Here is a 21,490-nt window from a genome sequence, read left to right on the forward strand (position 1 = left end):
AGTGTTCGGCGCCCCCACACACCTTGCGAGACCACGCGACCGTCCGGTTTCGGGAGCGGGTCCAAGCCTGCCGTACGACGACAATGGGCGCAGACTGGACGACAGGGGCCGAAAGGGGACGGTCGGGTTTGCAGCGGAGCGGAGGACAAGCGGACCTCTGGTTGCCAGCCGACCCACGCCACGGCAGTCGCTGATTAGCCGCGATAAAGGAAATTGCCGCCTGTTGATCGACTCGCATGCGGCATACCGTGTCCTTGCTGGTCAATCACGGCCAGAGGAGAAAGGCAATGGGACATTCACAATATGACCCTGTTTCGCAGGGACAGCGCGCATGGAATGCAGGCCGGAAAGTTGGCGCAAAGCGCGCCCTGAAGCCCCGGCAGATATGGGCAATCCGGTTTTTTCTTGATCGGGAGGGTCGCCTTCGGGATCGCGCTTTGTTCGACCTCGCCATCGACAGCAAATTGCGGGGATGCGATCTCGTGAAGATCAAGATCGGGACGCTCGTTGCCGGACCGGAAATCCGAACGCGGGGCATGGTGATACAACAGAAAACGGGGACGCCGGTGCAGTTCGAGCTGATGGCTGACGCCCGAGCGAGTCTGCTTGCATGGCTCGGGCGGCGCGGTGGAACTGTGGACGACTTTGCCTTCCCCAGCCGGGTTGATCATGCGAACCACATCAGTACGCGGCAGTATGCCCGCCTTGTTGATGAGTGGGTTTCGGCCATTGGCCTCCGACCCGAAGAGTATGGAACGCACTCTCTTCGACGCACCAAAGCCTCGCTGATCTACAAGGCGACGGGCAATCTTCGAGCGGTTCAGATCCTGCTCGGGCACACCAAAATCGAGAGCACGGTCCGGTATCTCGGCGTGGACATTGAAGATGCGCTGGCCCTTGCCGAAGCCACCGAGCTCTGACCGAAGGGGCCGCCCGCCGCGTTCGCGCGCAGGGCTGCGGCAACGGAAATGGATGACGCAATCCTCTTCAGCGACATCGTGCTCCACCCCATGAGTCCCGGGCTGCGTCACCAAGCCCCAATGCGGCCATGTGTCGGTCCAGTTCAGAAACTGGGGCATGGCGTCGTCCGTACGGGCGTGTCGAGGTGCTCTGGGGTTGGCGCACAGGGCGTTCGCGGCCCAGCATCTGCATGGCGGTCAGCAGCGGCATGATCATGATGAAAAAGACCAGGGTGTAGGCGCTGGCCACCTCCAGGCGCATGGAGACATCGCTGTCCGCGAGACCCACCGGCAGCGTCTTGGTCATAGCATCCAGGTCACGTTGGACTCGCCCACCGACAGCGTGACCACCATCAGCGAGCCGGCCAGGATGCACGGACGGATATTTGTCTGTGACTCGGCGCGACTATTGACCCCTTCTCGGACCCGCCGCCGAACACGGGGGTTCACTTGGCCTGCTGCCGCCGCCGCAGGATGTACGTGTCCATGATCCAGCCCTTGCGGGCGCGCTGGGCCTTGATGGTCTCCGCGATCCGCTCGGCGGTCTCGTCCAGGGGACCGGCGATCAGCACCTCGTCCGGACTGCCCACATCACCGCCCCAGAAAATGTCCATCCCCGGTTCGCCGCGCAGGCGCTGATAGGCGTCGCGCGAATCCAGCATGACAATGCTGTTGGTGACGGCCGACGGGTCGCCGGTTTCGATCTGGCGACCGGTGGTGATGACGATCTCCTCGCCGACGCGGTTCATCGGGATGCGGTGCCGGGCGGTCAGGGCCTGGATGCAGGTGATGCCGGGAATGACCTCGAACGCGATGTCGTCGCGACCCTCGGCGATCAGGTCGTGCAGGTTCTGCATCGTGCCGTCGTACAGGGCCGGGTCGCCCCACAACAGGAACGCCCCGGTCTCACCGTCGGTCATGTTGGCGTCGATCAACTCGGCGATCACCTGGGTCCGGCGGTGGCGCCAGTCCTCGACCGCGCCCGTGTAGTCGGCGGAGGCGCGGTCGCGCTTGGGGCTGGCGCCGGTGGCGATGCGATAGGGGCGGTCGCCGGCATGTTCGGCGAGGATCTCGCGGCGGAACCGGATCAGGGAGTCCTTGCCGTCGCCCTCCTTCTCCAGGACGAAGAACACATCGGTACGCCGGATGGCCTTGATGGCGGTGAGGGTCAGCGCGTCCGGATCGCCCGGCCCGATGCCGATCAGCAGGATGGTTTTCATGACGGGGAGACTCCGGACTCGTTGGCGGTTCCTTTGGTGACGCTGTAGAGCATGACCGGCATGGCGGGGCGCCAGCCGTGGAACCCGCCCAGGGGTTTGGCCTGCGCCACGGAGAGGCGGATCAGGTCGCCGCCGAGGCGCGCCCGCAGGGCCAGCAGGGCGGCTTCTCCCTCCAGCGTCACCGCGTTCGCGACCAGCCGGCCGCCCGGTTTCAAGGCCGTCCAGCAGGTCTCCACCACGCCGTCGGCCGTCACGCCGCCGCCGATGAACACGGCGTCGGGCGCCTCCAGCCCCTCCAGCGCCGCCGGGGCCGCGCCGGGAACGATGACCAGCCCGGGCACGCCCAAAGCCAGGCGGTTGCGGGCGATGTGGTCGCGTCGGTCGGCTCGGCTTTCGATGGCAATGGCCCGGCATGTCGGGTGGGTCCGCATCCACTCGATGCCGATGGACCCGCAGCCCGCCCCCACGTCCCACAGCAGCTCCCCCGGACGCGGGCCAAGCCGGCCCAGGGTCACGGCGCGCTGATCGCGCTTGGTGATCTGGCCGTCGTGGTCGAACGCCTCGTCCGGCAGCCCCGCCAGCCGCGACAGACCGTCCTCACCGATGTCGCCCACCGTCAGCCAGGGGTCCATCATCCCTCTCTTGTGCCCTTCGGAAAACCGAGCGTGGTGATACGCCCCGGGGCCATGCCCTGACAACCCGGACCGCGCCCCGGCGGTGCGGACCGGTTTACGGTTTCGCACGCGCATGGCTCGGTGTAGATAACGCCTCCCGATATCAGCGGTCCCCCGGTCCGTGCCGACGGCGGAGCCCCAGACTGTTTTTCAAGGAGACGGCCATGAACGCTTATAGCCGTGACGCGCACGAGATCTACCGGCAGTCCTTCTCCATCATCCGCTCCGAGGCGGACCTGAGCCGCATCCCCGCCGACTTGGAGGCGGTCGCGGTGCGCGTGGCCCATGCCTGCGGGATGCCGGACGTCATCGACGACCTGGTGTTCTCGGACGGCGCGGGCGCCGCTGGCCAAGCGGCGCTGAACGGCGGCGCGCCCATTCTGTGCGACTGCCGCATGGTGGCGGAAGGCATCACGCGCGCGCGCCTGCCGGCGGACAACGCGGTGGTCTGCACCCTGAACGAGCCGGCCGTGCCGCAGATGGCGCGGGACCAGGAGACGACCCGATCGGCGGCGGCGGTCGAGCTGTGGCGGCCCCATCTGGCCGGGTCGGTCATCGCCATCGGGAATGCGCCGACGGCGCTGTTCCACCTGTTGAGCCTGCTGGACGACCCGGCAACGCCGCGCCCCGCGCTGATCCTGGGCTTCCCTGTGGGATACGTCGGCGCGGTCGAGTCCAAGGACGAATTGATCGCCAACAGTCGGGGCGTGCCCTTCGTCGCCCTGCGCGGCCGCAGGGGCGGCAGCGCCATGGCCGCCGCCGCCGTCAACGCCCTCGGGCGGGAGACGCACGGCTGACATGGTGGACCAGAAAGGACGCCTGTTCGGCCTGGGGGTCGGTCCCGGGGATCCCGAACTGATCACGGTGAAGGCCCTCAACCGCTTGCGGGCGGCGTCGGTGGTGGCTTTCCCGAGCGCGCCGGGGCGCAAGGGCCATGCGCTGACCATCACCGAGGGATACCTCAGGCCGGACCAGATCCGGCTGCCCATGGTCTTCCCGGTGACCATTGAGACGCCGTCGACCTCACCGGACTATGAACGTCAGGTGCGCGACTTCTACGACCACAGCGCGGAGGAGATCGCGGGGCACCTGGATGCCGGCCGCGACGTCGCCGTGTTGTGCGAGGGCGATCCGTTCTTCTACGGGTCTTATATGTACCTGCACGACCGGCTCGCGGACCGCTACGAGACCGAGGTGGTGCCGGGTGTCTGTTCCATCCTGGCCGGCGCCTCGGTTTTGGGCACGCCCCTGGTCTACCGGGATCAGGTCCTGGCCGTGCTGTCCGGCGTCATGACGGAAGACGATCTGCGGCGGCGGCTCGCCGACGCCGACGCGGCGGTGGTGATGAAACTGGGCAAGACCTTCGCCAAGGTCCGCCGGGTGATCGAGGACCTTGGGCTGATGGACCGCGCCCAGTATGTGGAACGCGCGACCATGGCCACACAGCGGATGATGCCCCTGGCCGAGGTCGAACCGGAGTCCGTGCCCTACTTCTCGCTGATCCTGATCCCGGGACGGACATGGCCGGGGTTGACGCCGTGACGGCGGGAGTGGACACGGCGGCGGCCATCGTCGTGCTGGGGCAAGGCAGTCTGGAGACCGCGCGCCGGATTCAGGCCGCGCTGCCCGCCGGTTCTCGGGTCTACGGCCTGTCGGGGCGGGTCGAGGGCGCGGACGTGACCTATGATGGCTTCGGCGAGACGGTGACGGGGCTGCATCGGGACGGCGTTCCGGTCGTCGCCCTGTGCGCCAGCGGCATCATCATCCGCACCCTGGCCCCCTTGCTTCAGAACAAGCGGGCCGAACCGCCGGTCCTGGCCGTGGCCGAGGACGGCAGCGCCGTGGTGCCGCTGTTGGGCGGGTTGCAGGGGGTCAACGGATTGGCGCGGCGCATCGCCGAGGCCCTGGGCGTCGCGCCAGCGATCACGACCACCGGGGACGTGCGGTTCAACGTGACGCTGGAGGCCCCGCCCAACGGTTATGTCGCCCGGGACCCGGGCGCGTCGAAGGCGTTCATGTCGGATCTGCTCGGCGGTGCCACCGTGCGCCTGGAGGGCCACGCGCCCTGGCTGGCGCAGAGCCGGTTGCCGTTCACACCAGGCGGTGAGCGGTGTATCCGCGTCACGCCGGACGACCGCGCGCCGGAGGACGGCACGCTGGTGTTCCATCCGAAGACCGTGGTGGTCGGGGTGGTCGGCGGAGGGGAGGACCTTCCCGACCGGGTGACGGCGGCGCTGGCGGCGGCGGGACTGGCGCGGGCGGCGGTGGCCTGCGTGCTCGCACCGGAGGCGGACGCGCCAAGCGCCGGCCTGCGGCGCCTGGAGACCGATGACGGCTGGCCGGTGCGGTTCGTGTCCGCGTCCGCGGATCCGGCGGTGTTGGTCGCAACGGCGGTACCCGAGGCCGAGCGGGATCGCCCGGTTTGGTTGACCGGAGCGGTCGCGATCGCGGTCGCCCGCGCGCCCGAGGCTGTCCGCCCCGTGGGACATGCGCGTGGGCACCTGTCGGTGGTGGGGCTCGGCCCCGGCAGCCCCGACTTGCTCGCCCCGGCGGCGCGCGAGGCCCTGCGTTGCGCCGATCACTGGATCGGCTACGAGACCTATATCCGCATGGCCGAGCGTATGGTGGGCATGCCCCGCCCCGAGCAGGCGGTTCATGCGACCGACAACCGCGAGGAACTGGACCGGGCCCGCCATGCTCTATCCCTGGCGGCGGTGGGCGCGCGCGTCGCGGTGATTTCCTCCGGCGACCCGGGCATCTTCGCCATGGCGGCGGCGGTTATGGAGGCCCTGCACGACGCCGCAGACCCGGCGTGGCAGGGGATCGATCTGGACATGGTGCCCGGCATCACGGCGGCGCAGGCGGCCGCCGCGCGGGTTGGCGCGCCGCTGGGCCACGACTTCTGCATCCTGTCGCTGTCGGACAACCTGAAGCCGTTCGACGTCATCCTGGACCGGTTGGACCATGCCGCCCGCGCCGACCTGGCGATGGCGCTCTACAACCCGGTCTCCAAGGCGCGACCCTGGCAACTGGGGCAGGCGCTGGACCGGCTGCGCACGATCCGGGGGCCGGAAACGCCGGTGGTGCTGGCCCGCGATGTGGCCCGCCCCGACGAGGCGGTGCGGGTCACGACTCTGGGCGCCGTGCGGCCGGAGGACGCCGACATGCGGACGGTGATCCTGGTCGGCTCGTCGGCCACGCAGACGTTTCCGCGCCCGATCGACGGCGGCACCTGGGTCTATTCGCCAAGGTGGTACGGGCGATAGCGAATAGCCTGCAGAATGTCCTCGCGCTCCAGGTAGGGGTATGCGGCTAGGACCTCGTCCACGCTATGGCCGGCGCCGATCTGTCCGACGATCATGCCCACGGTAACCCGCATTCCTCGAATGCAAGGCTTGCCGCCCATGAGGCCAGGGGTCTGGGTGATCCGCGGGAACAGCTCCATCCGAGCCTCCAAAGTCTGGCCAGGACATGCTTGGCCGATTGACCCTGACACCAAAGGTCCCATCCGTGCCAGACGGGCGTCAGCGGTCTCCCACCGTTTCCATGTAGTGTCGCAAGACCGCGTTGATCCGGGTCTGATAGCCCGGTCCCTGTTCGCGAAACCACGCCAGGATATCGGGGTCGAGCCGCAGCGTGACGGGCTGTTTGCGCGGTGCCACGACTTCGGCGTTGCGCCACCAGTCGACGTCCGGGGGCGGGGGGGCGTCCGGATCGGCGGCCACCCGCCGGGCCACCTCTTCGTCGCTCAGCGCATCCAGGGTTTCAAGCTCCTCATGGCTGGGCTTGATGTCGTTCCACGACTTTCGCGTAATGCGCTCGCTCATGGGCTCCTGCCTTCCATGCCGAGATGATCCGGCACACCCGGTCCGGTCTTGGAGTGTAGACTACTGTCAAACACCGGCCCTGGACCATACCAAGGGCGATGAACCGGGGCTCTCCGTAGTCCTTGCGATCATCTTCGCGTGTGATCACAAGGTTGTCGAAAATAGCAGCTGCCGTTTCAAATGATATATCGTGCTTCTGTCGATTCGAGATCGATTTAGCCTCGTCCCATTCAAATGAATCGAATCGCAACTCCGTTGGATCTATTGGAGAAACTGGCATCCGAGCACCTAGCGATCGTGGCTTTCATTGGAGCTTTCCCCGTTTAATAGATGCCAATTAAACGGAAGTACTGGCACCTATACTTTCAATGAGACCGCAGCATCGCTATGTGGTACACCGTGTTCACGCTCCGGATTTCCGCGCGACTCCATTTCACTTTCCTGTGTCAGCCGATGACCCGCTCGACAAACACCTTTCATAACAAGTGATGCCCATTCCGTTTGTCAATACGCTACAGACATAAATGGCTTCAACCGAGCCGCTCCAGCCACCCTGTCGCCTCGTCCACGCTCGCGACGGTGGCGGTGTCGGGCCGGACGGGCCGGTCGCGCATGACCACCCGGACCCCCAGGGCGCGGGCGGCGGCCAGCTTGGCGTCGGTGGCGCCGCCGCTGTTCTTGCAGACGATGGTGTCGATGGCCCGTGTGCGGAGCAAGCCCATTTCGCTGTCCAGACTGAACGGCCCGCGCGCCAGCAGCACCTCGGCGTGCGCGAAGGCGGGCATGGGGTCGGGCGCCTGGACCGAGCGGATCAGCATCCAGACGTCGGGCAGGGCGGCAAACGGGGCGACCTCCTGCCGGCCCACAGCCAACAGCACACGCTGCGCCCGCATCTGCCTGAGCGCCGCCACGGCCTGATCCCAGTCCGCGACCAAGCTCCAGGCGTCGCCCGGCCCGGGCGTCCAGCGCGGCCGCTCCAGGCGCAGCAGCGGAACACTCACCGCCGCACAGGCGGTCGCCGCGTTCCAGCCCATGCGGCTGGCGAAGGGATGGGTGGCGTCGATCACCGCCGCAATGCCCTCGTCCCGCAGCCAGCGGGCCAGTCCGTCCGACCCGCCGAAGCCGCCGACGCGCATCGCCCCGGCCGGCGGACGCGGATTGGCGGTGCGCCCGGCCAGGGAGGAGACCGGATCCCAGCGGCCATCGGCCGCCAGGGCATCGGCCAGGGCATAGCCTTCGGTGGTGCCGCCCAGGATCAGGACGCGGGGTCGGTCAAGGGTCATGGGCGCGGTCGGTCTCCTGACGATCCATGGCGGCGCGCAGCAGGGCCAGCGCGCGGAACGGCGCGTGCATCATCTTGCCGAACGGCAGCGTCACGAAAAAGGCCAGCACCGTCCCCAGATGTACGGCGAGCAGCATTCCCATGGCGGCGTTCTCCCGCAAGACCAACAGCATCAGCCCGCTGGCGGCGGAGGCCCCCAGCACACACAGCAAGGTCCATTCCGCCGCGCGGGTTTCCGGGGCCTCGGGCGCCGGGTCGGCGCGATGCTTGATCCAGGCCATGGCCCCCACGCCGGCCAGCAGCGCGACGCCGCCCGCCGTGCCCAACACCACCGGGGCACTGATCCAGGGATAGGGCGCCCTCATCCCCATCAGGTGATGGGACGCCGCCGCCGCCAGCGTGGCGGTCACGGTCAGCAGGAAGCCCCAGAAGACCAGATGATGCGCGTGCCAACGCGCGAAGCCGAAGCGGTCGTCCCGCTCGTTACAGCCGACCCCACCGCCACTCAGATTGCGAAGAGTGAGGATATCGCGCAGCGTTGCCGGGAGCGCCCGCGCGACCTGTCGCGCCGATCCGCCCCCAATGGCGCGCCAGAACCGCGTCATCGCGAGCCCGACCAGCCCCACAGGCGCCAGCAGGGCAAGCGCGGCGCCCCAGACCATCACGCCTCGGGGGATCACGGCATGGAACGCGCCCGATTCCCGGTGTGCGGCGAACAGCGTCTCCGGCGGCACCAGAAGCAGCGTCAGCAGGGGCACCAGCAGGGTTGCGACCAGGGCTAGACCCGCCGGGCCGCCGAGCGGCGCGGGCCATCCCACGGCGCGTTGCCACGACAGGACCCGCACCCGGGCCAGGGCCGCCGGCAGTGCCACGGCGAACGGGTGCGGCGGGCGGTACTGGCAGGCATACCAGCAGTTTCGGCAGTGATGGCACAGATTGGCGAGGTAAAACAGGTCGCCGTCCGTCAGGTCGGGGCGCGCGTCGGCGGCGCGGAACACGTCGCAGTAGCCGTTGCAATACTTGCAGACAACGCAGACCGTCATCTGACGGCGCGCTTCGTCCAGGATGTCCCCCTCAGGCAAGGGCATGGCGCGCCGCCGCCTCCCCCGCGCGGCGGCCGAACACGGCGCAGACCGTCAGGGCGGTTCCCGACAGGTAGCGTCCGCCCAGCACCGCCGGGGCCATGATCATGCCGGCCGCGAACAGCCCCGGCAGGGGTGCGCCGGCCCGGTCCAGAACGCGGCCGTCCGCGTCCACGCGCACCCCCAGCCCCGTGAAGGTGATCCCCGGCCGAAGGGACAGGACATGCCACGGCGGCCCGCCCGCCGGCCCCTCCTGATGGAGCGTTTCGGCCAGGCGCACCGGATCGAGACCGAGGTCTTGGGCGAGGGCGGCGGTATCGGGCATGGTTCGTGGGACATACACCCGACGGCCCAGCCGCGCCACCCCGGCGGTGTCCAGGATCACATGGGCGATCCCCCCAGGACATCCGGCAACCAGCCGCCCCCAGCCCGAATACCGCGCCGACCCGGTCTCATGCGTGGCGTCCCGGACCGGGCGGCCGTCGCGGTCCAGCACCAAGCCCCAGGCCATGCCGTCGGCCCGCGTCACGATACCGCCGTCGTCGGCGGGGGCGCGGGCATCCACGGCGACGAGGTGCGCGTGCGCGGGGTCTCCGACGGGGGCCGCGCCCCGCTCCAGCAAGGCCCGCAACAGGCGGCCGTCGGCGGAGGGTGTGCCACGGTTGACGAAGGCCTCGGCCACCGGTCCGAAGACCTCGCGCAACCAGGGGCGATTGGCCTGGAAGCCCCCCGTGCAGGCGATCACCGCGCGGGCGGACACCTCCGTTCGGCCTTCCGCGCGGCGCAGAATCGCCCGCCCGTCCGCCGCCACGTCGTCGACGGCGGTGCCGTGGAGCACCCGCACGCCCAACGTCGTCGCCGTCCGGACCAGGGCGTTGACCAGCGCCGTGCCCCCGCCCAGCAGAAAGACCGTCCGCCGCGAATAGGGCAGGACACCGGAGGCGAGCGGCTGGAAGGCCACGCCCTGCGCGGCCAGCCATCCGGGCACGCTTTCGGAGTCCCGCGCCAGCCGCTGGACAAGATCAGGATCCGCCCCGGGGTCGGCCCGGCGCAGGTCGTCTTCGAACGCAGGCACCGGATAGCGGTCGGGGATGAAGGCGGAGGGTCCGTCGTGGGCCACCCGGATGTTTCGGCCGTGGCGGGCGTTGCCGCCCTTCAGGGCGTCCGGAGCCGCGTCAACCAGCCAGACCGAGGCGCCAGCGCGACGCGCGGCAATCGCGGCGCACAGCGCGGCCAGGCCGCCCCCCGCGACCAGAACATCAGGGCCGCCCTCAGGTCCGGCGCGGGCGCCGCCCATTTTCCTGGGTTCAGCCATTCTGACCTTTTACCTGGATGCGGCTCTCCATGACAGAGCCGGTCGGGGAAATTTGGACAGGGCGATAATTGGATCTCCTGCCTGAGACTGGCGACGATGCCGAGACAGGAGGACATCTTATGGCGAGACGACCCCGCCGGACGCACGCGCCAGCCTTGAAGGCGAAAGTAGCCCTTGCGGCGATCAAGGGCGAGAAGACGCTGGCCGAACTGGCGCAGCAGTTCGACGTCCACCCGAACCAGATCACGGCATGGCGCGCCCAGCTTCTGGAGGGCGCCACGGGTGTGTTCGGCGACCCGGCCCCGGGGGCCTCTGCGCCGACCGTGGACATCAAGGACCTGCACGCCAAGATCGGGCAGTTGACGCTGGAGCAGGATTTTTTGTCGGATGCACTCGGCAAGGCCGGCCTGCCGAGCGGAAAGCGATGATGGCCCGCAACCACGCGCTGCCCCTGAAGCACCAGGCCGAAATGCGGGGGATCAGCCGGAGTGGCCTGTACTATCTGCCCCGGCCGGTGTCGGACGCGGACCCGGCGCTGGTGCACAGGATCGACGCGCTTCACCTGGAGCATCCGTTCGCCGGCAGCCGGATGCTGCGCGACATGCTGCGGGTGGAGGGCTTCGCGGTCGGGCGCGACAAGGTGGTGACGCTGATGTGCCACATGGGGATCGAGGCGCTGTATCGCCGGCCGAACACGTCGAAGCCGGCCCCGGGGCACATGGTCTTTCCGTATCTGCTGCGAAACCGGGCGATAACGCGGCCCAACGAGGTCTGGCCGATGGACATCACCTATCTTCGCATGGCCAGGGGCTTTGTCTATCTGGCCGTCGTCCTGGACTGGGCAACCCGGCGAGCGCTGGCCTGGCGGCTGTCCACCACTCTGACGGCCGACGTCTGCATCGAGGCGCTGGAGGAGGCCCTGGCCCGGCTCGGCAAGCCGTTGATTTTCAATACCGACCAGGGCAGCCAGTTCACGTCCGAGGCGTTCATCGGGGTGCTGCTGGTCCACCGGATCGAGATCAGCATGGACGGCAAGGGCGCCTGGCGGGACAATGTCTTCGTCGAGCGCCTGTGGCGGACCATCATGTACGAAGAGGTCTATCTGAAGGCCTACGATAGCGTGGCCGAGGCCCGGGCCTCGATCGGCCAGTATCTGGACTTCTACAATGGATGCCGGCCGCATTCTTCCTTGGGCGGCCGGACACCGGACGTGGCCTATTGGGCGACGACCCCGGAGGCCGTGGCCGCATGATCGTCACCCCCGCCCCTGGGGCCCCTTCCGGTCGGGCTCCGCCCTCCCTGCAGGGGCCCCAGGGGCGGTTTACCCACGGCAAGGGGTCCACTTAAAATCCGCCAAACGCTGTCTCGACGACTCCGACCACCTCAATTCGACGTCGAGGGACGCGCGCCATGGGTCGCGGAGGCACCGCCTTCCTGCGAGTTCAAGGCACTTGTCATGCCGCACGCGCAGCACGTGATAAATTACCACGTGGTCGCGAACGGCGTCTGCTGGGCGCGACTGCTCGACAGCGCGGACGAGCCGGTGCGGCTGACCGCAGGCAGTGTCATCGTCTTTCCACAGGGCCAGCCACACGTGCTCTCGAGCGAGCCCGGCCTCAGATCGCCGTTCGATCCCGCGATCTTCGACGCGCCGCAGCCCGAGGGCCTCAAGCCGCTGATGCTCAGCCGCAACGGGGACGGTCCGCAGACGGTGCGCCTGATCTGTGGCTTCCTCGGCTGCGATGTTCTGCCGTTCAATCCGCTGCTCGATGCGCTTCCCGGCATGCTGGTCATCTCTGACGGTTTCACTGAGCGTGGCGGCTGGCTCGCCAGCCTCATCCGCGCCGCCGCGGCCGAGGGGCGGGACAGCCGCGATGGCGGCCGCAACGTGCTTTCCCGCCTGAGCGAGCTGATCTTCATCGAGGCCGTCCGCATCCATGCCGAGCGTTTTCCGAAAGACGCACGCGGCTGGCTCGCGGCCCTAAGGATTCCGCATGTAGCCCGCGCGCTGACCCTCCTGCACGAGGACCCGGCGCGGGGCTGGACGCTTTCGTCGCTCGCGCGGGCCGTCGGAGTGTCCCGCACCGGCCTCGCCGACACGTTTCGCGACGCGCTCGGCCTTGCCGCCGATGAGCTATCTCTTCAGCTGGCGGATGCAGATCGCGGCCGGACAGCTGGTCGACACGAACCGCCCCATATACCTGATTGCCGAAGCCGTGGGCTACGAGTCCGAAGCCTCCTTCTGTCGAGCCTTCCGCCGAGCGACCGGGCGCTCGCCCGGCATATGGCGATCCGAGCGGCGGCAGGAGGCCGAACTGGCCGAGGCACGGCACGATCAAGAGGTGTAACTGCCTCCGGACTTTCAGCGTCGCTTCCCGAACCGCCGGCGCCAGTTCCTCAGCATGGAAGGCTGGATGCCCAGCTCGGACGCGATATGCGCCAAGGGCCGGCCACTGCTCTCCAGCACTGCCACCGACTCCTGCTTGAACTCGTCCGTGAAGGATCGTCGCGTCTCAGTCGTCATCGTTTCACCTCTCCGCTCCAGAGGGAGCTTAACGGAGGTGTCCACCGTTTTGGAGCAGGGTCATTCCGGTCGGGCCCCGCCCTCCCTGCATAAGCCTCAGGGGCGCTTCACCCACGGCAGGCGACCCACTTAATATCCGCCAAACTCTGTCTCGACGACTCCGGCCACCTCAGTCGTGCAAGTCTTGGCTTTTCCGGACCCAAGGGAGGGACCGTGCAAAGGCAAGCGGACGTGCGACACGTCCATACCCTTGACCGGCTTATCCCCCTGGGTCCGGTTGGCGGAGCCGGTGGTGGATCCAGCGACCGTACGTCCCCAACGGCAAAGGGGGGGCCGGAAACAGGGGGATAAGCCTTACCCTTGAATTGTATAAAATTAAAAATATTGCGCTTATACATCGGAACGCATATGCAATATGGCGAGTTCGCACCCGGACGCGGACTCCCAGTCCGCGCGGGATCCACCCAGGCCGACTCTGGCACGCGCGCATGTGACCCGGGTCGCGCCGCCAGGGGGGAGAGTGGCGGGGTGACGGCCCCCGGCATCCGCTTTTTCAGATCTGAAGAAGGGAAGCCGACATGACGACGTCCTGCGAAACCGCGCCCTTGTTCCCGGCCTATGCCGCCGTTGCCGGATCGACCGGGACCGGTCTTGATGCCTGGATTTCGGTCATCGTCCATGACCCGGGCTTGAACCACCGCATCGACACCGCCGAGATCGCCGAGGGTGCGTCTTGCGCCGATGCCCTGAATGCCATGATCATCGAGGGCATCCAGGCCACCGGAGTGGCCAACGACGGCACTCTGACCGCCAGCGACCTTTACGACGTCAACGCCTGGGTCCGCGCCAGCGAGGCCCGGTACAAGACCTTCGTCGACCTGCACGGCGACGACGAGGGCGACCGGGAATGGGGCTTCCACCTGGTGCAGAACGACGGTGGGTCCAGCCGGCTGTACGCCAATGCTGCCGTCAACACGGTGTTCGACGGCACCTATCACTTCGGTTTCGAGATCGAGAACGGCCGCTTCCTCAACGAAGACGGCAACAAGAACGCCTCGGTGGAAAGCGTGGCCCACTGGCTGAGCGTCGCGCTGGCCGATGATCTCGCCTCGGGTGGCCTGGCGAACACCGCCGTCGACCCCTACGCGGGCATTCCCGAGACAGGCACCGGCCTGGACGTTCTGACCGAGACGATCATCGCCGATGAGGGCCTGAACCGGAAGATCGCCACGGCCGAGATCGCCGAGGGCGCCCGCTGCGCCGGCGAACTAAACACGATGCTGCTGGAGGGCATCCACGCGACCGGCGCGGCCAACGACGGCGTCTTCACGACGGCGGACCTGCACGCCATCAACGCCTGGGTCCGCTCGGACAAAGACCGCCTGAAGACCTTTGTCGATCTTCACGGCGACGATGAGGACGGCCAGGAGTGGGGCTTCCACCTGGTCCAGAACGACGGTGACACGACCTACCTGTTCGACCGTCCGGCGGTCGACCGGGTGGCCGACGGCCTCTACCACTTCGGCTTCGAGATCGAACGGGACCGCTTCCTGAACGAGGACGGCAACCGCAACGTCAGCCTGGAAACGGCCGCCGGCTGGCTCAACGTGCTGCTGGCCGACGATCTGGCCGGTGGCGCCCTGGTCAACCCGGATCTGCTGTCGTCCGCGGTCGATCCGGCGGCTTTGGCGGCGGCGCAGGTGATCGCGCCGCTCGATCTGACCTTTGGCGGCACCGGCCTGGGCACCGATCTGGGGGCCGGCCCGGACCTCGCGCTGGCCGAGGGCACCATCACCCTCAGCGTCGCCGCCGACGACCTGAGCGGCTGGAAAGGGTTGTTCTCGCGCGACGCCCGCGACCAGGAGGATCCGGGGCACGTCACCGCCTGGATGTGCGACTCGGGCTTCAAGGTCCGCTTCCAGACCGAGACAGACTCGACCTACCTGCAGGCCAGGGGGCTGACGGTCGAGACCGGGGTGGTGCACGACGTCGCCGTGACCTTCGGATCGAACGGGGTCGCGCTGTACGTCAACGGCGTGCTGGCCGATGCCGAGACCGGCTTTCTGGTGAACTGGACCGAGAACCCGGAGACCCTGATCGTCGGCGCCAATGCCTATGCCCGCACCGACAGCAACCCCGACTGGCGGGCGCAGCGGCTGGACGGCACCATCGAGGACTTCACGGTCTATGACCGCGTGTTGACCGACGGCGAGATCGCCTCGCTGTGCCTGGGCAGCGTGGCGCCGGTGATCGACGTGCCGGACGCGCCGGACGATCCGCTGTTCCCGGACTATGCCGCCATCGCGGGCACGACCGGGACCGGACTGGACGCGTGGATCGACGTCATTGTGCGCGACCCGGGCCTGAATCACCGCATCGACACGTCGGAGATCGCCGAGGGCGCGTCCTGCGCCGACGCCCTGAACGCGATGATCATCGAGGGCATCCAGGCCACCGGCGTGGCCAACGACGGCACCCTGACCGCCAGCGACCTGTACGACGTCAACGCCTGGGTCCGCGCCAGCGAGGCCCGCTACAAGACCTTCGTCGACCTGCACGGTGACGATGAGGGCGACCGGGAATGGGGCTTCCATCTGGTGCAGAACGACGGCGGCACCAGCCGCCTGTTTGCCAACGCGGCGGTCAACCGGGTGTTCGATGGCACCTATCATATCGGCTTCGAGATCGAGAACGGCCGCTTCCTCAACGAGGACGGCAACAGGAACGCCTCGCTCGAGAGCGTGGCCCACTGGCTGAGCGTCGCGCTGGCCGACGATCTCGCCGACGGCACGACGCTGGTGGGCCAGACCGATCCCTACGCCGCCGTCGTCGCCACCAAAACCGGCCTTGACGTGCTGACCGAGACGATCATCGCAGACGAGGGCCTGAACCGGAAGATCGCCACGGCCGAGATCGCCGAGGGCGCCCGCTGCGCCAGCCTGCTCAACCAGATGCTGGTGGACGGGATCAAGGTCACCGGCGTTGCCAACGACGGGGTTCTGAGCACGCTCGACCTGCGGGCCGTCAACGCCTGGGTCCGCTCGGACGCGGAGCGCCTGAAGACCTTCGTCGCGCTGCATGGCGACGATGAGAACAGCCAGGAGTGGGGCTTCCACCTGGTCCAGAACGACGGCGACACGACCTATCTGTTCGACCGGCCGGCGGTCGACACGGTGGCTGACGGGATCTACCACTTCGGCTTCGAGATCGAACGGGACCGCTTCCTGAACGAGGACGGCAACCGCAACGTCAGTCTTAAGACTGCCGCCGGTTGGCTCAACGTGCTGCTGGACGACGAACTGGCGAGCGGCGCGCTGGCCAACGCGGACCTGATTCCCGACACCGGGGACCTGGACGCGTTGTACGGCGCCGCCGTCCTGTCGCGCGGCACCGATACCTTCGACGGTACCACCGCGTCGCATCTGGACATCCCCCACAGCGCCGCACTGGCGCTGGCGTCCGGCACCGTCTCGCTGGCCTTCACGGCGGATGCCACCGATGGATACCGCACACTGTTCTCAAAGGACCACACCGGCTATGAGGACGGCGGCCACCTGACGGCGCGGCTGGTCAAGGGGCGCCTGGACGTGCGTTTCCAGAGCGACACCGAGTCGCTGTACTTGAAGGCGAACACCCTGACGATTCAGCCCGGCGAGCGCCACACCATGGCCTTCAGCTTCGGCCCCGAGGGTGCCAAGCTGTACGTGGACGGCCAACTGGCGGACACGGCGGCGGACTTCACCAGCGACCTGACGCTCAACGACAACAGCCTTGTCCTGGGGGCCGGCGCCACCCGGCGCAGCGATGACAAGCCCGACCGGATCGACGACCCGTTCGACGGCACCATCGAGGACTTCGCGGTCTTCTCTGGCGCCCTCGGCGAGGATGAGATCGCCTGGCTGGCCAACGCGCCGGCCGACTACACGCCGCCCAACACCGCGCCGGTGGCGGTCGACGACGGCCCGGTGCGGGTGGTCGCCGGCCAGACGGCCACGGTGGCGCTGGCCGACCTGCTGGCCAACGACAGCGATGCCAACGCCGACGCGCTCACCATCACCGCCGTGGACGCCATCGGCGGCGGCACGGTCGCCCTGTCCGGCGACAGCGTGGTGTACTCGGCCGACGCAGCCGTCCCGGCCGGGGGCGCGGGCTTCACCTACACCGTGGACGACGGGCGTGGCGGCAGCGACACCGCGACCGTGACGGTTGACGTGCTGGACCCGGCGGACGCGCCGGTACCGGTGTTCATGCTGTCACCGCAGACGCTGGCGGTGGACAGCACCGCCGACATCGTCGACGTGCCGCACGACCCGGCTCTCGCGTTGGCCGAGGGAACGTTCGCCCTGTCGTTCGTCTCCGACAACGGCTCGGGCGGCGATCGGGACACACTGTTCTCGAAGGACGCCCGGGGCTACGCGGATGGCGGCCACATCACCTGTTATGTGCAACGGGGAGACTTGATCCTGCGCCTGCAGGACACCGAACGCAGTGTGACCCTGAAGGCCGACAACGCGGTCACCGACGGGATCGAACACGACATGCTGCTGGCGTTCGGCACCGACGGGGCGCGGCTCTACCTGGACGGCGCGTTGGCCGACCAGACCGACTTCGCCTATAGCCTGGAGACCAACGCGGAATCGCTGGTGGTCGGCGCCAACGCCTGGGGCCGCACCAGTGGGACGAGCGACAAAATCTACGACTCCTTCCATGGCACCATCGCCGACGTCATGGTGTTCGCCGAGGCCCTGACCCCGGACGATCTGTTCGCCTGATCGTCACCCGCGTCCCTGGGGCCCGGTCCGTCCGGGCCCCGCCCGATTCAAGCGATCAGCGTGTCGTCGTATTCGAAGTCGATGTCGTCGGCATCCCGCACGCCGGTCAGGAACACCTTGTCGCCGCTCTCGAACACCAGCTTGGTGTGCCAGAACGAGGACCGGCTCCGGGCCACATCCGACGCCGCCACCCCGCCGAGGATATCTTCGTCCACATCGAAGTCGAAAATGAACGTGACGTCCTTGCGGCCGTTGTCGAGCAAGCCGCCGATGTCCACCACGTCGGAGCCGCCGCTGGTCCAGATGAAGTCGCGGCCGCCACCACCCACGAACAGCTCGTCCGCGTCGCTGCCGCGCAGGAAATCCAGGCGCGGCCCGCCCGAGACCAGGATGCGCTCCGGCGCCAGGTCGAGACCGATGATGATCGGATCGTGGTCGGAGGCGCGATAGGGACCGTCGGTGTACAGCGACGGGTCGCGGTTGTAGTCCAGGTTGTAGTCGAAGGCGTCCGGTTCATCCGCGTTAATGTGCCACTCGGTCGCCCCAGTGACCTGCCCGGTCAGCGTGGTGTTCGACAGCATGTAGTCGAGCGTGCCCGTCTGCCCGTCGAAGACGTAGGAATAAGGATCGTCCTCGTAGGCGCTGGCGAGATCGGTGTAGCCCTCGCCCTGCAGGAACGTGATCGGGTCTTCCATCCGATAGGCGTTCAGGTCGCCGATGATCAGCACGTCATCGTCGCCGGAGCCCGTCGGATCGGTGTCCAGCCAGGCATCGACCGCCTGCGCCGCCTGCAAGCGCGCCTCGTTGTTGTTGCCGGCGCCGTCGCCCTTGTCGGCGTTGTCGCCAAACGGACTGACCGAGCCCTTCGACTTGAAGTGGTTGACGGCCACGGTGAAGGTGCCGTTCGTCGCGATTTCGGTGAAGCTGGCGGCCAGCGGCACGCGATTCGTGCCGGCACCGTTGAACAGCTCGTGACCGGGATCGACGCCCAAAGCGGCGAGATCGCTGTCCTGAAGCGTTTCGACCGTCGTGCCGTCGGCCAGCTTGGTCGTGGCGCTGTCGTAGATCATGCCGACGGCGATGGCGTCGTCGCCGACGAACTCGCCGTCCGGCCGCACCCAGTCATAGGTGCCAGCAACGCCGGTATCGGCCAGGATGAAGGCGTTGATCTCATCCACCAGCGCCTGGATGGCCACCGGCCCCATCGAGTACTGCGGCGCCGGATCCGGACTGACCCCGCCCGCCATGAAGTCGTTCTCGATTTCCAGCAGGCCTACCACGTCGGCATCGACGGCGACGATCGCCTCCACCAGCTTGGCGAGCTGGCGGTCGTACTCGTCCGTCGGGCCGACGGTGCCGAACGGGAACGCCGGATTGGTGTCGGCGCCGCGCGGGTCGAGCCCGTTCGGCCCGACGCCCTCCTTATCGGGCCACGTGTCGAGGGTCGTGAAGAAGTTGAGCACGTTGAACGAGGCGACCTTGAAGTCGCTGCCGATGTCCTCGGGTTCGTCATGGTTCCCCCACGGCCACCACCAGGGACCATGGCCGTGACCGCCGTCCGTGTCGCCCTCGCCCTCGGCGTGGACGTCCTCTGGCGCCTCGGGTCGGGGATTGGTCTGCGTCAATGTCGCGTCGGGGCGATGCAGGCGGTATTCGGGCTCCTCGGAGGACGACTGGCTGTCCTCGCTGAAGCTCAGCACGCCGGTCAGGTTGGTGTACGCGTCGCCCATGCGGAAGACGTCGCCGCCGTCCAGAGTGCCGTCCGCGCCGAGGCCCGGCACCAGCAGCGTGCCCGGGTTCTGCACGTCCGAGCCGTCGTCGATCACCAATGAGCGGGCCGCGACGTCCTTCAGGTGCTGGGTATAGCCGGCGACGCTGGGGGCGTTGGACTGGGTGAACTGCTCCAGGCGGCCTTCCGAGCTGATGCGGATGGTACCGAAGCGGTCGAGCTGGAACAGCTCGGTGACGCTCATGGCCTCCGGCACCGTCACCATCATGCCCTCGTAGGCTTCCAGGTTGGCGACATAGTCGCCGTCGGCATCCATCAGCACCGTGGCGGTGGGGAAGGCGATGGTGGCCGCCGTGATGAGCGAGCGGAGGTCGCTGTCGTCGTCCACGGCGACGGTGTCGACGGTCAGGCGCGTCTCGCCCTCGACTTCGGCGACCGAACCCTCGACAGTCACCAGGTTGCCGAGGTCGGGCATCACACCGCTGCTGGCGACGAAGATGCCCTCGGAGGAGAAGGCGTCGCCGTCGACGTCGGTGTCCTCTTCCTGCACGTAGAAGCCACCCAGGTCGGCGAACACGGCGGTCACCACGCCCTGGATGCGCACAGCCTCGCCCAGCATCGGTGATTCATCGGCGGCGCCGGACACGCCGACCAGGGTGCCGTCCGCGAGATCGGTGCTGCCCTGAATGGCGCTGATGAACTGGTCAGCGTAGACCGGCTCGACCGAGCCGTCGTAGGTCGGGTTGACGGCGCCGAACGTATCGGTGCCGGCGGTCGGATCGACATCGAAGCCGGTCGCGTTGACTTCTGCGCCGCTGGCGTCGAACACCGACCCCGAACCGGCCGCGCCATCCACCGCATACAGCTCGCCGGTGGCGCCGTCGCGGAAGATCAGGCGCGGTTCGTCATCGAAGAAGGCCATGTCCGTGCCGCCCAGGTCGGTCCCGTACAGGAGCTCGCCGGCATCGTCCGGCACGCCGATGGCGTCGTACACGGTGCCGAAGGCGGACAGGTCGTCGGCGACCCCATCATCATCGGTGTCGATGTCCGTGCTGTCGGTGGCGCCCGTGAAGTCGCTCACCAGGGCGACGGTGAAACTGGGGTTCTCCAGATCCGGCACGTCCACCGTCAGCAGGCCGTTGGCATCGAAGGTGCCGCTGACTTGGCTGGCGCGGTCCACGAGACCGGCGCTGGAACCGGCGTCACTCTCGATGGAGACGACCCAGCCCTCGAACGCCGCGCCGGCGGTACCGAGCAGTTCGAAGGTCTGGGTGGAGGGATCACCGCCCGGGGGGTTCGGCATGAACTCGTTGATCACGGCGCTGACGGTCGTGGTCAGCGGCGCGCCCAGAAGCTGGATGTTGTCGAAGCGGTTGTTGCCCGAATTGCTGCTGGCGCCGTCGACCGTGAAGCGGATGATCGCGTTTTCCGCATCGTCCAGAAGGGCGCCGATGTCGGCGGTCTCGATGGTCCACGATGACGACAGTGCGCCGGAGTCGCTGTAGACCTCGGTGAAGGTGACGCCGTCCGTCGAGACCTCGACCGTGCGGGCGGAAAAGCCCGTCGAGGTGCCGCGCTGCGCCCAGGAGACCTCGATGTCCTCCCAGCCCGACAGGTCGGCACGGATGGCAAAGGCGCTGCCGTTATTGTCGTCGCCGACGACGGACAGCGATCCGCCCGCGTAGGTGCCGGACGGACGATTGTCCGCCGTGCCGGAGTAGGAGCCCCAGTTGTCCGCCGTGCCGGTCTCGAAGTTGTCGCCGACCAGCCCTGACACATCGATCCAGGCGCCGTAGTCCGCCGTGTTGGGAATGCCAACCCCGGGATCGGTGGCGAAAATCAGCGCGCCGGGAGAGCCGGAGTACGCGTCGCTGACCGGGAACAGCGATCCTCTCGCCGGTTCATAGAACCCGTCGTCGTACGGATCGTTGTTGTCGTACATGTGTCCGTAGTTGGACCGGGCGTTTTTGTCGTCCTCGGTGGAATTCAACAGGTCAGCGTCGTTGTCGGTGTTGTTGAAGCTCCACCACGCCAGCAGTTCTTTGTCGGCCATGTAACCGGGGCAAAAGTCCGGGCAGCGGGACTCATAATTGGTTGCGCGCGAAT

General features: G+C 67.9%; 17 protein-coding genes and 2 pseudogenes. 8 read left to right on the forward strand and 11 right to left on the reverse strand.

The annotated features are described in order from the left end of the window. The first annotated feature begins 287 nt into the window (after positions 1 to 287). Positions 288 to 920 carry a tyrosine-type recombinase/integrase gene (locus Q0309_RS02445; protein ID WP_299437126.1) on the forward strand — a complete coding sequence of 211 codons (633 nt, stop codon included), beginning with the start codon at positions 288 to 290 and terminating at the stop codon, positions 918 to 920. A 67-nt stretch (positions 921 to 987) separates the two neighbouring features. On the opposite strand, the gene Q0309_RS02450 is transcribed toward Q0309_RS02445, so the two are convergent. The 3 genes from Q0309_RS02450 to cbiT all read right to left on the reverse strand — a co-directional run bounded on the left by Q0309_RS02450 (position 988) and on the right by cbiT (position 2,814). Next, entirely contained in the window at positions 988 to 1,266 is a 279-nt protein-coding gene (locus tag Q0309_RS02450) for a hypothetical protein (RefSeq protein WP_299437094.1), read from the reverse strand. Positions 1,267 to 1,405: 139 nt separating this feature from the next. Continuing rightward, positions 1,406 to 2,179, reverse strand: a complete 774-nt coding sequence (cobF, locus tag Q0309_RS02455; RefSeq protein WP_299437096.1) for a precorrin-6A synthase (deacetylating) — start codon at positions 2,177 to 2,179, stop codon at positions 1,406 to 1,408. Then, positions 2,176 to 2,814, reverse strand: a complete 639-nt coding sequence (gene cbiT, locus Q0309_RS02460) for a precorrin-6Y C5,15-methyltransferase (decarboxylating) subunit CbiT (protein ID WP_366940548.1) — start codon at positions 2,812 to 2,814, stop codon at positions 2,176 to 2,178. Before cbiT ends, cobF begins: the two co-directional genes overlap by 4 nt. A 203-nt stretch (positions 2,815 to 3,017) precedes the next feature. Between cbiT and Q0309_RS02465 the strand changes: the two genes are divergently transcribed. Genes Q0309_RS02465 through cobJ form a run of 3 tightly spaced genes read left to right on the forward strand, consistent with a single transcriptional unit; the run spans position 3,018 to position 6,119 of the window. Further along, complete coding sequence (locus Q0309_RS02465; protein ID WP_299437100.1) at positions 3,018 to 3,650, forward strand: precorrin-8X methylmutase; 633 nt, start codon at positions 3,018 to 3,020, stop codon at positions 3,648 to 3,650. A 1-nt stretch (position 3,651) separates the two neighbouring features. Next, complete coding sequence (locus Q0309_RS02470; protein ID WP_299437102.1) at positions 3,652 to 4,395, forward strand: precorrin-2 C(20)-methyltransferase; 744 nt, start codon at positions 3,652 to 3,654, stop codon at positions 4,393 to 4,395. After that, positions 4,374 to 6,119: a precorrin-3B C(17)-methyltransferase gene (gene cobJ / locus Q0309_RS02475; protein WP_299437104.1), complete on the forward strand. Its 1,746-nt coding sequence runs from the start codon at positions 4,374 to 4,376 to the stop codon at positions 6,117 to 6,119. The genes Q0309_RS02470 and cobJ overlap by 22 nt, the downstream gene beginning before the upstream one ends. Here the strand turns inward: cobJ and Q0309_RS02480 are convergent. The 6 genes from Q0309_RS02480 to tcuA form a co-directional block, all read right to left on the reverse strand. Next, positions 6,092 to 6,298, reverse strand: a complete 207-nt coding sequence (locus tag Q0309_RS02480) for a DUF433 domain-containing protein (RefSeq protein ID WP_299437106.1) — start codon at positions 6,296 to 6,298, stop codon at positions 6,092 to 6,094. The two genes, cobJ and Q0309_RS02480, sit on opposite strands and share 28 nt — an antisense overlap. 79 nt (positions 6,299 to 6,377) lie before the next feature. Then, positions 6,378 to 6,680, reverse strand: coding sequence for a BrnA antitoxin family protein (locus Q0309_RS02485; protein WP_299437108.1), 303 nt, complete (start codon positions 6,678 to 6,680; stop codon positions 6,378 to 6,380). Next, entirely contained in the window at positions 6,628 to 6,960 is a 333-nt protein-coding gene (locus Q0309_RS02490) for a BrnT family toxin (protein WP_299437110.1), read from the reverse strand. Before Q0309_RS02490 ends, Q0309_RS02485 begins: the two co-directional genes overlap by 53 nt. 250 nt (positions 6,961 to 7,210) lie before the next feature. Next, positions 7,211 to 7,963, reverse strand: coding sequence for a cobalt-precorrin-6A reductase (locus Q0309_RS02495; protein ID WP_299437112.1), 753 nt, complete (start codon positions 7,961 to 7,963; stop codon positions 7,211 to 7,213). Continuing rightward, positions 7,953 to 9,050 carry a tricarballylate utilization 4Fe-4S protein TcuB gene (gene tcuB / locus Q0309_RS02500; protein ID WP_299437114.1) on the reverse strand — a complete coding sequence of 366 codons (1,098 nt, stop codon included), beginning with the start codon at positions 9,048 to 9,050 and terminating at the stop codon, positions 7,953 to 7,955. Before tcuB ends, Q0309_RS02495 begins: the two co-directional genes overlap by 11 nt. Beyond that, on the reverse strand, positions 9,037 to 10,359 hold the full coding sequence (gene tcuA, locus Q0309_RS02505) for an FAD-dependent tricarballylate dehydrogenase TcuA (protein WP_299437116.1): 1,323 nt from the start codon (positions 10,357 to 10,359) through the stop codon (positions 9,037 to 9,039). The genes tcuB and tcuA overlap by 14 nt, the downstream gene beginning before the upstream one ends. Positions 10,360 to 10,478: 119 nt before the next feature. Between tcuA and Q0309_RS02510 the strand changes: the two genes are divergently transcribed. The 3 genes and pseudogenes from Q0309_RS02510 to Q0309_RS02520 all read left to right on the forward strand — a co-directional run bounded on the left by Q0309_RS02510 (position 10,479) and on the right by Q0309_RS02520 (position 12,707). After that, positions 10,479 to 11,611, forward strand: a protein-coding gene (locus Q0309_RS02510; RefSeq protein WP_299437118.1) for an IS3 family transposase whose coding sequence is annotated in 2 segments (ribosomal slippage) — positions 10,479 to 10,746 and positions 10,746 to 11,611 — 1,134 coding nt in all. Because the reading frame shifts where the segments join, the coding sequence is not laid out codon by codon here. Between the two features lie 108 nt (positions 11,612 to 11,719). Then, positions 11,720 to 12,289, forward strand: a pseudogene (locus Q0309_RS02515) (cupin domain-containing protein); the annotation flags it as partial. A gap of 223 nt (positions 12,290 to 12,512) precedes the next feature. Continuing rightward, a complete protein-coding gene (locus tag Q0309_RS02520; protein WP_366940550.1) occupies positions 12,513 to 12,707 on the forward strand; it encodes a helix-turn-helix domain-containing protein in 195 nt (64 codons plus the stop codon). 38 nt (positions 12,708 to 12,745) lie between these two features. On the opposite strand, the pseudogene Q0309_RS02525 reads toward Q0309_RS02520, so the two are convergent. Next, positions 12,746 to 12,883: pseudogene (locus Q0309_RS02525) on the reverse strand (transposase); the annotation flags it as partial. Positions 12,884 to 13,461: 578 nt separating this feature from the next. Between Q0309_RS02525 and Q0309_RS02530 the strand changes: the two are divergent. Then, positions 13,462 to 17,655, forward strand: coding sequence for a LamG-like jellyroll fold domain-containing protein (locus Q0309_RS02530; RefSeq protein ID WP_299437122.1), 4,194 nt, complete (start codon positions 13,462 to 13,464; stop codon positions 17,653 to 17,655). Between the two features lie 47 nt (positions 17,656 to 17,702). Here Q0309_RS02530 and Q0309_RS02535 read toward each other — a convergent pair whose 3' ends face one another. Continuing rightward, a complete protein-coding gene (locus Q0309_RS02535) occupies positions 17,703 to 21,437 on the reverse strand; it encodes an ExeM/NucH family extracellular endonuclease (RefSeq protein WP_299437124.1) in 3,735 nt (1,244 codons plus the stop codon). Positions 21,438 to 21,490: the final 53 nt, after the last annotated feature.

This window comes from uncultured Rhodospira sp., from assembly GCF_937138205.1.
In the GTDB taxonomy this organism is placed as follows: Bacteria; Pseudomonadota; Alphaproteobacteria; order Rhodospirillales; family Rhodospirillaceae; genus Rhodospira.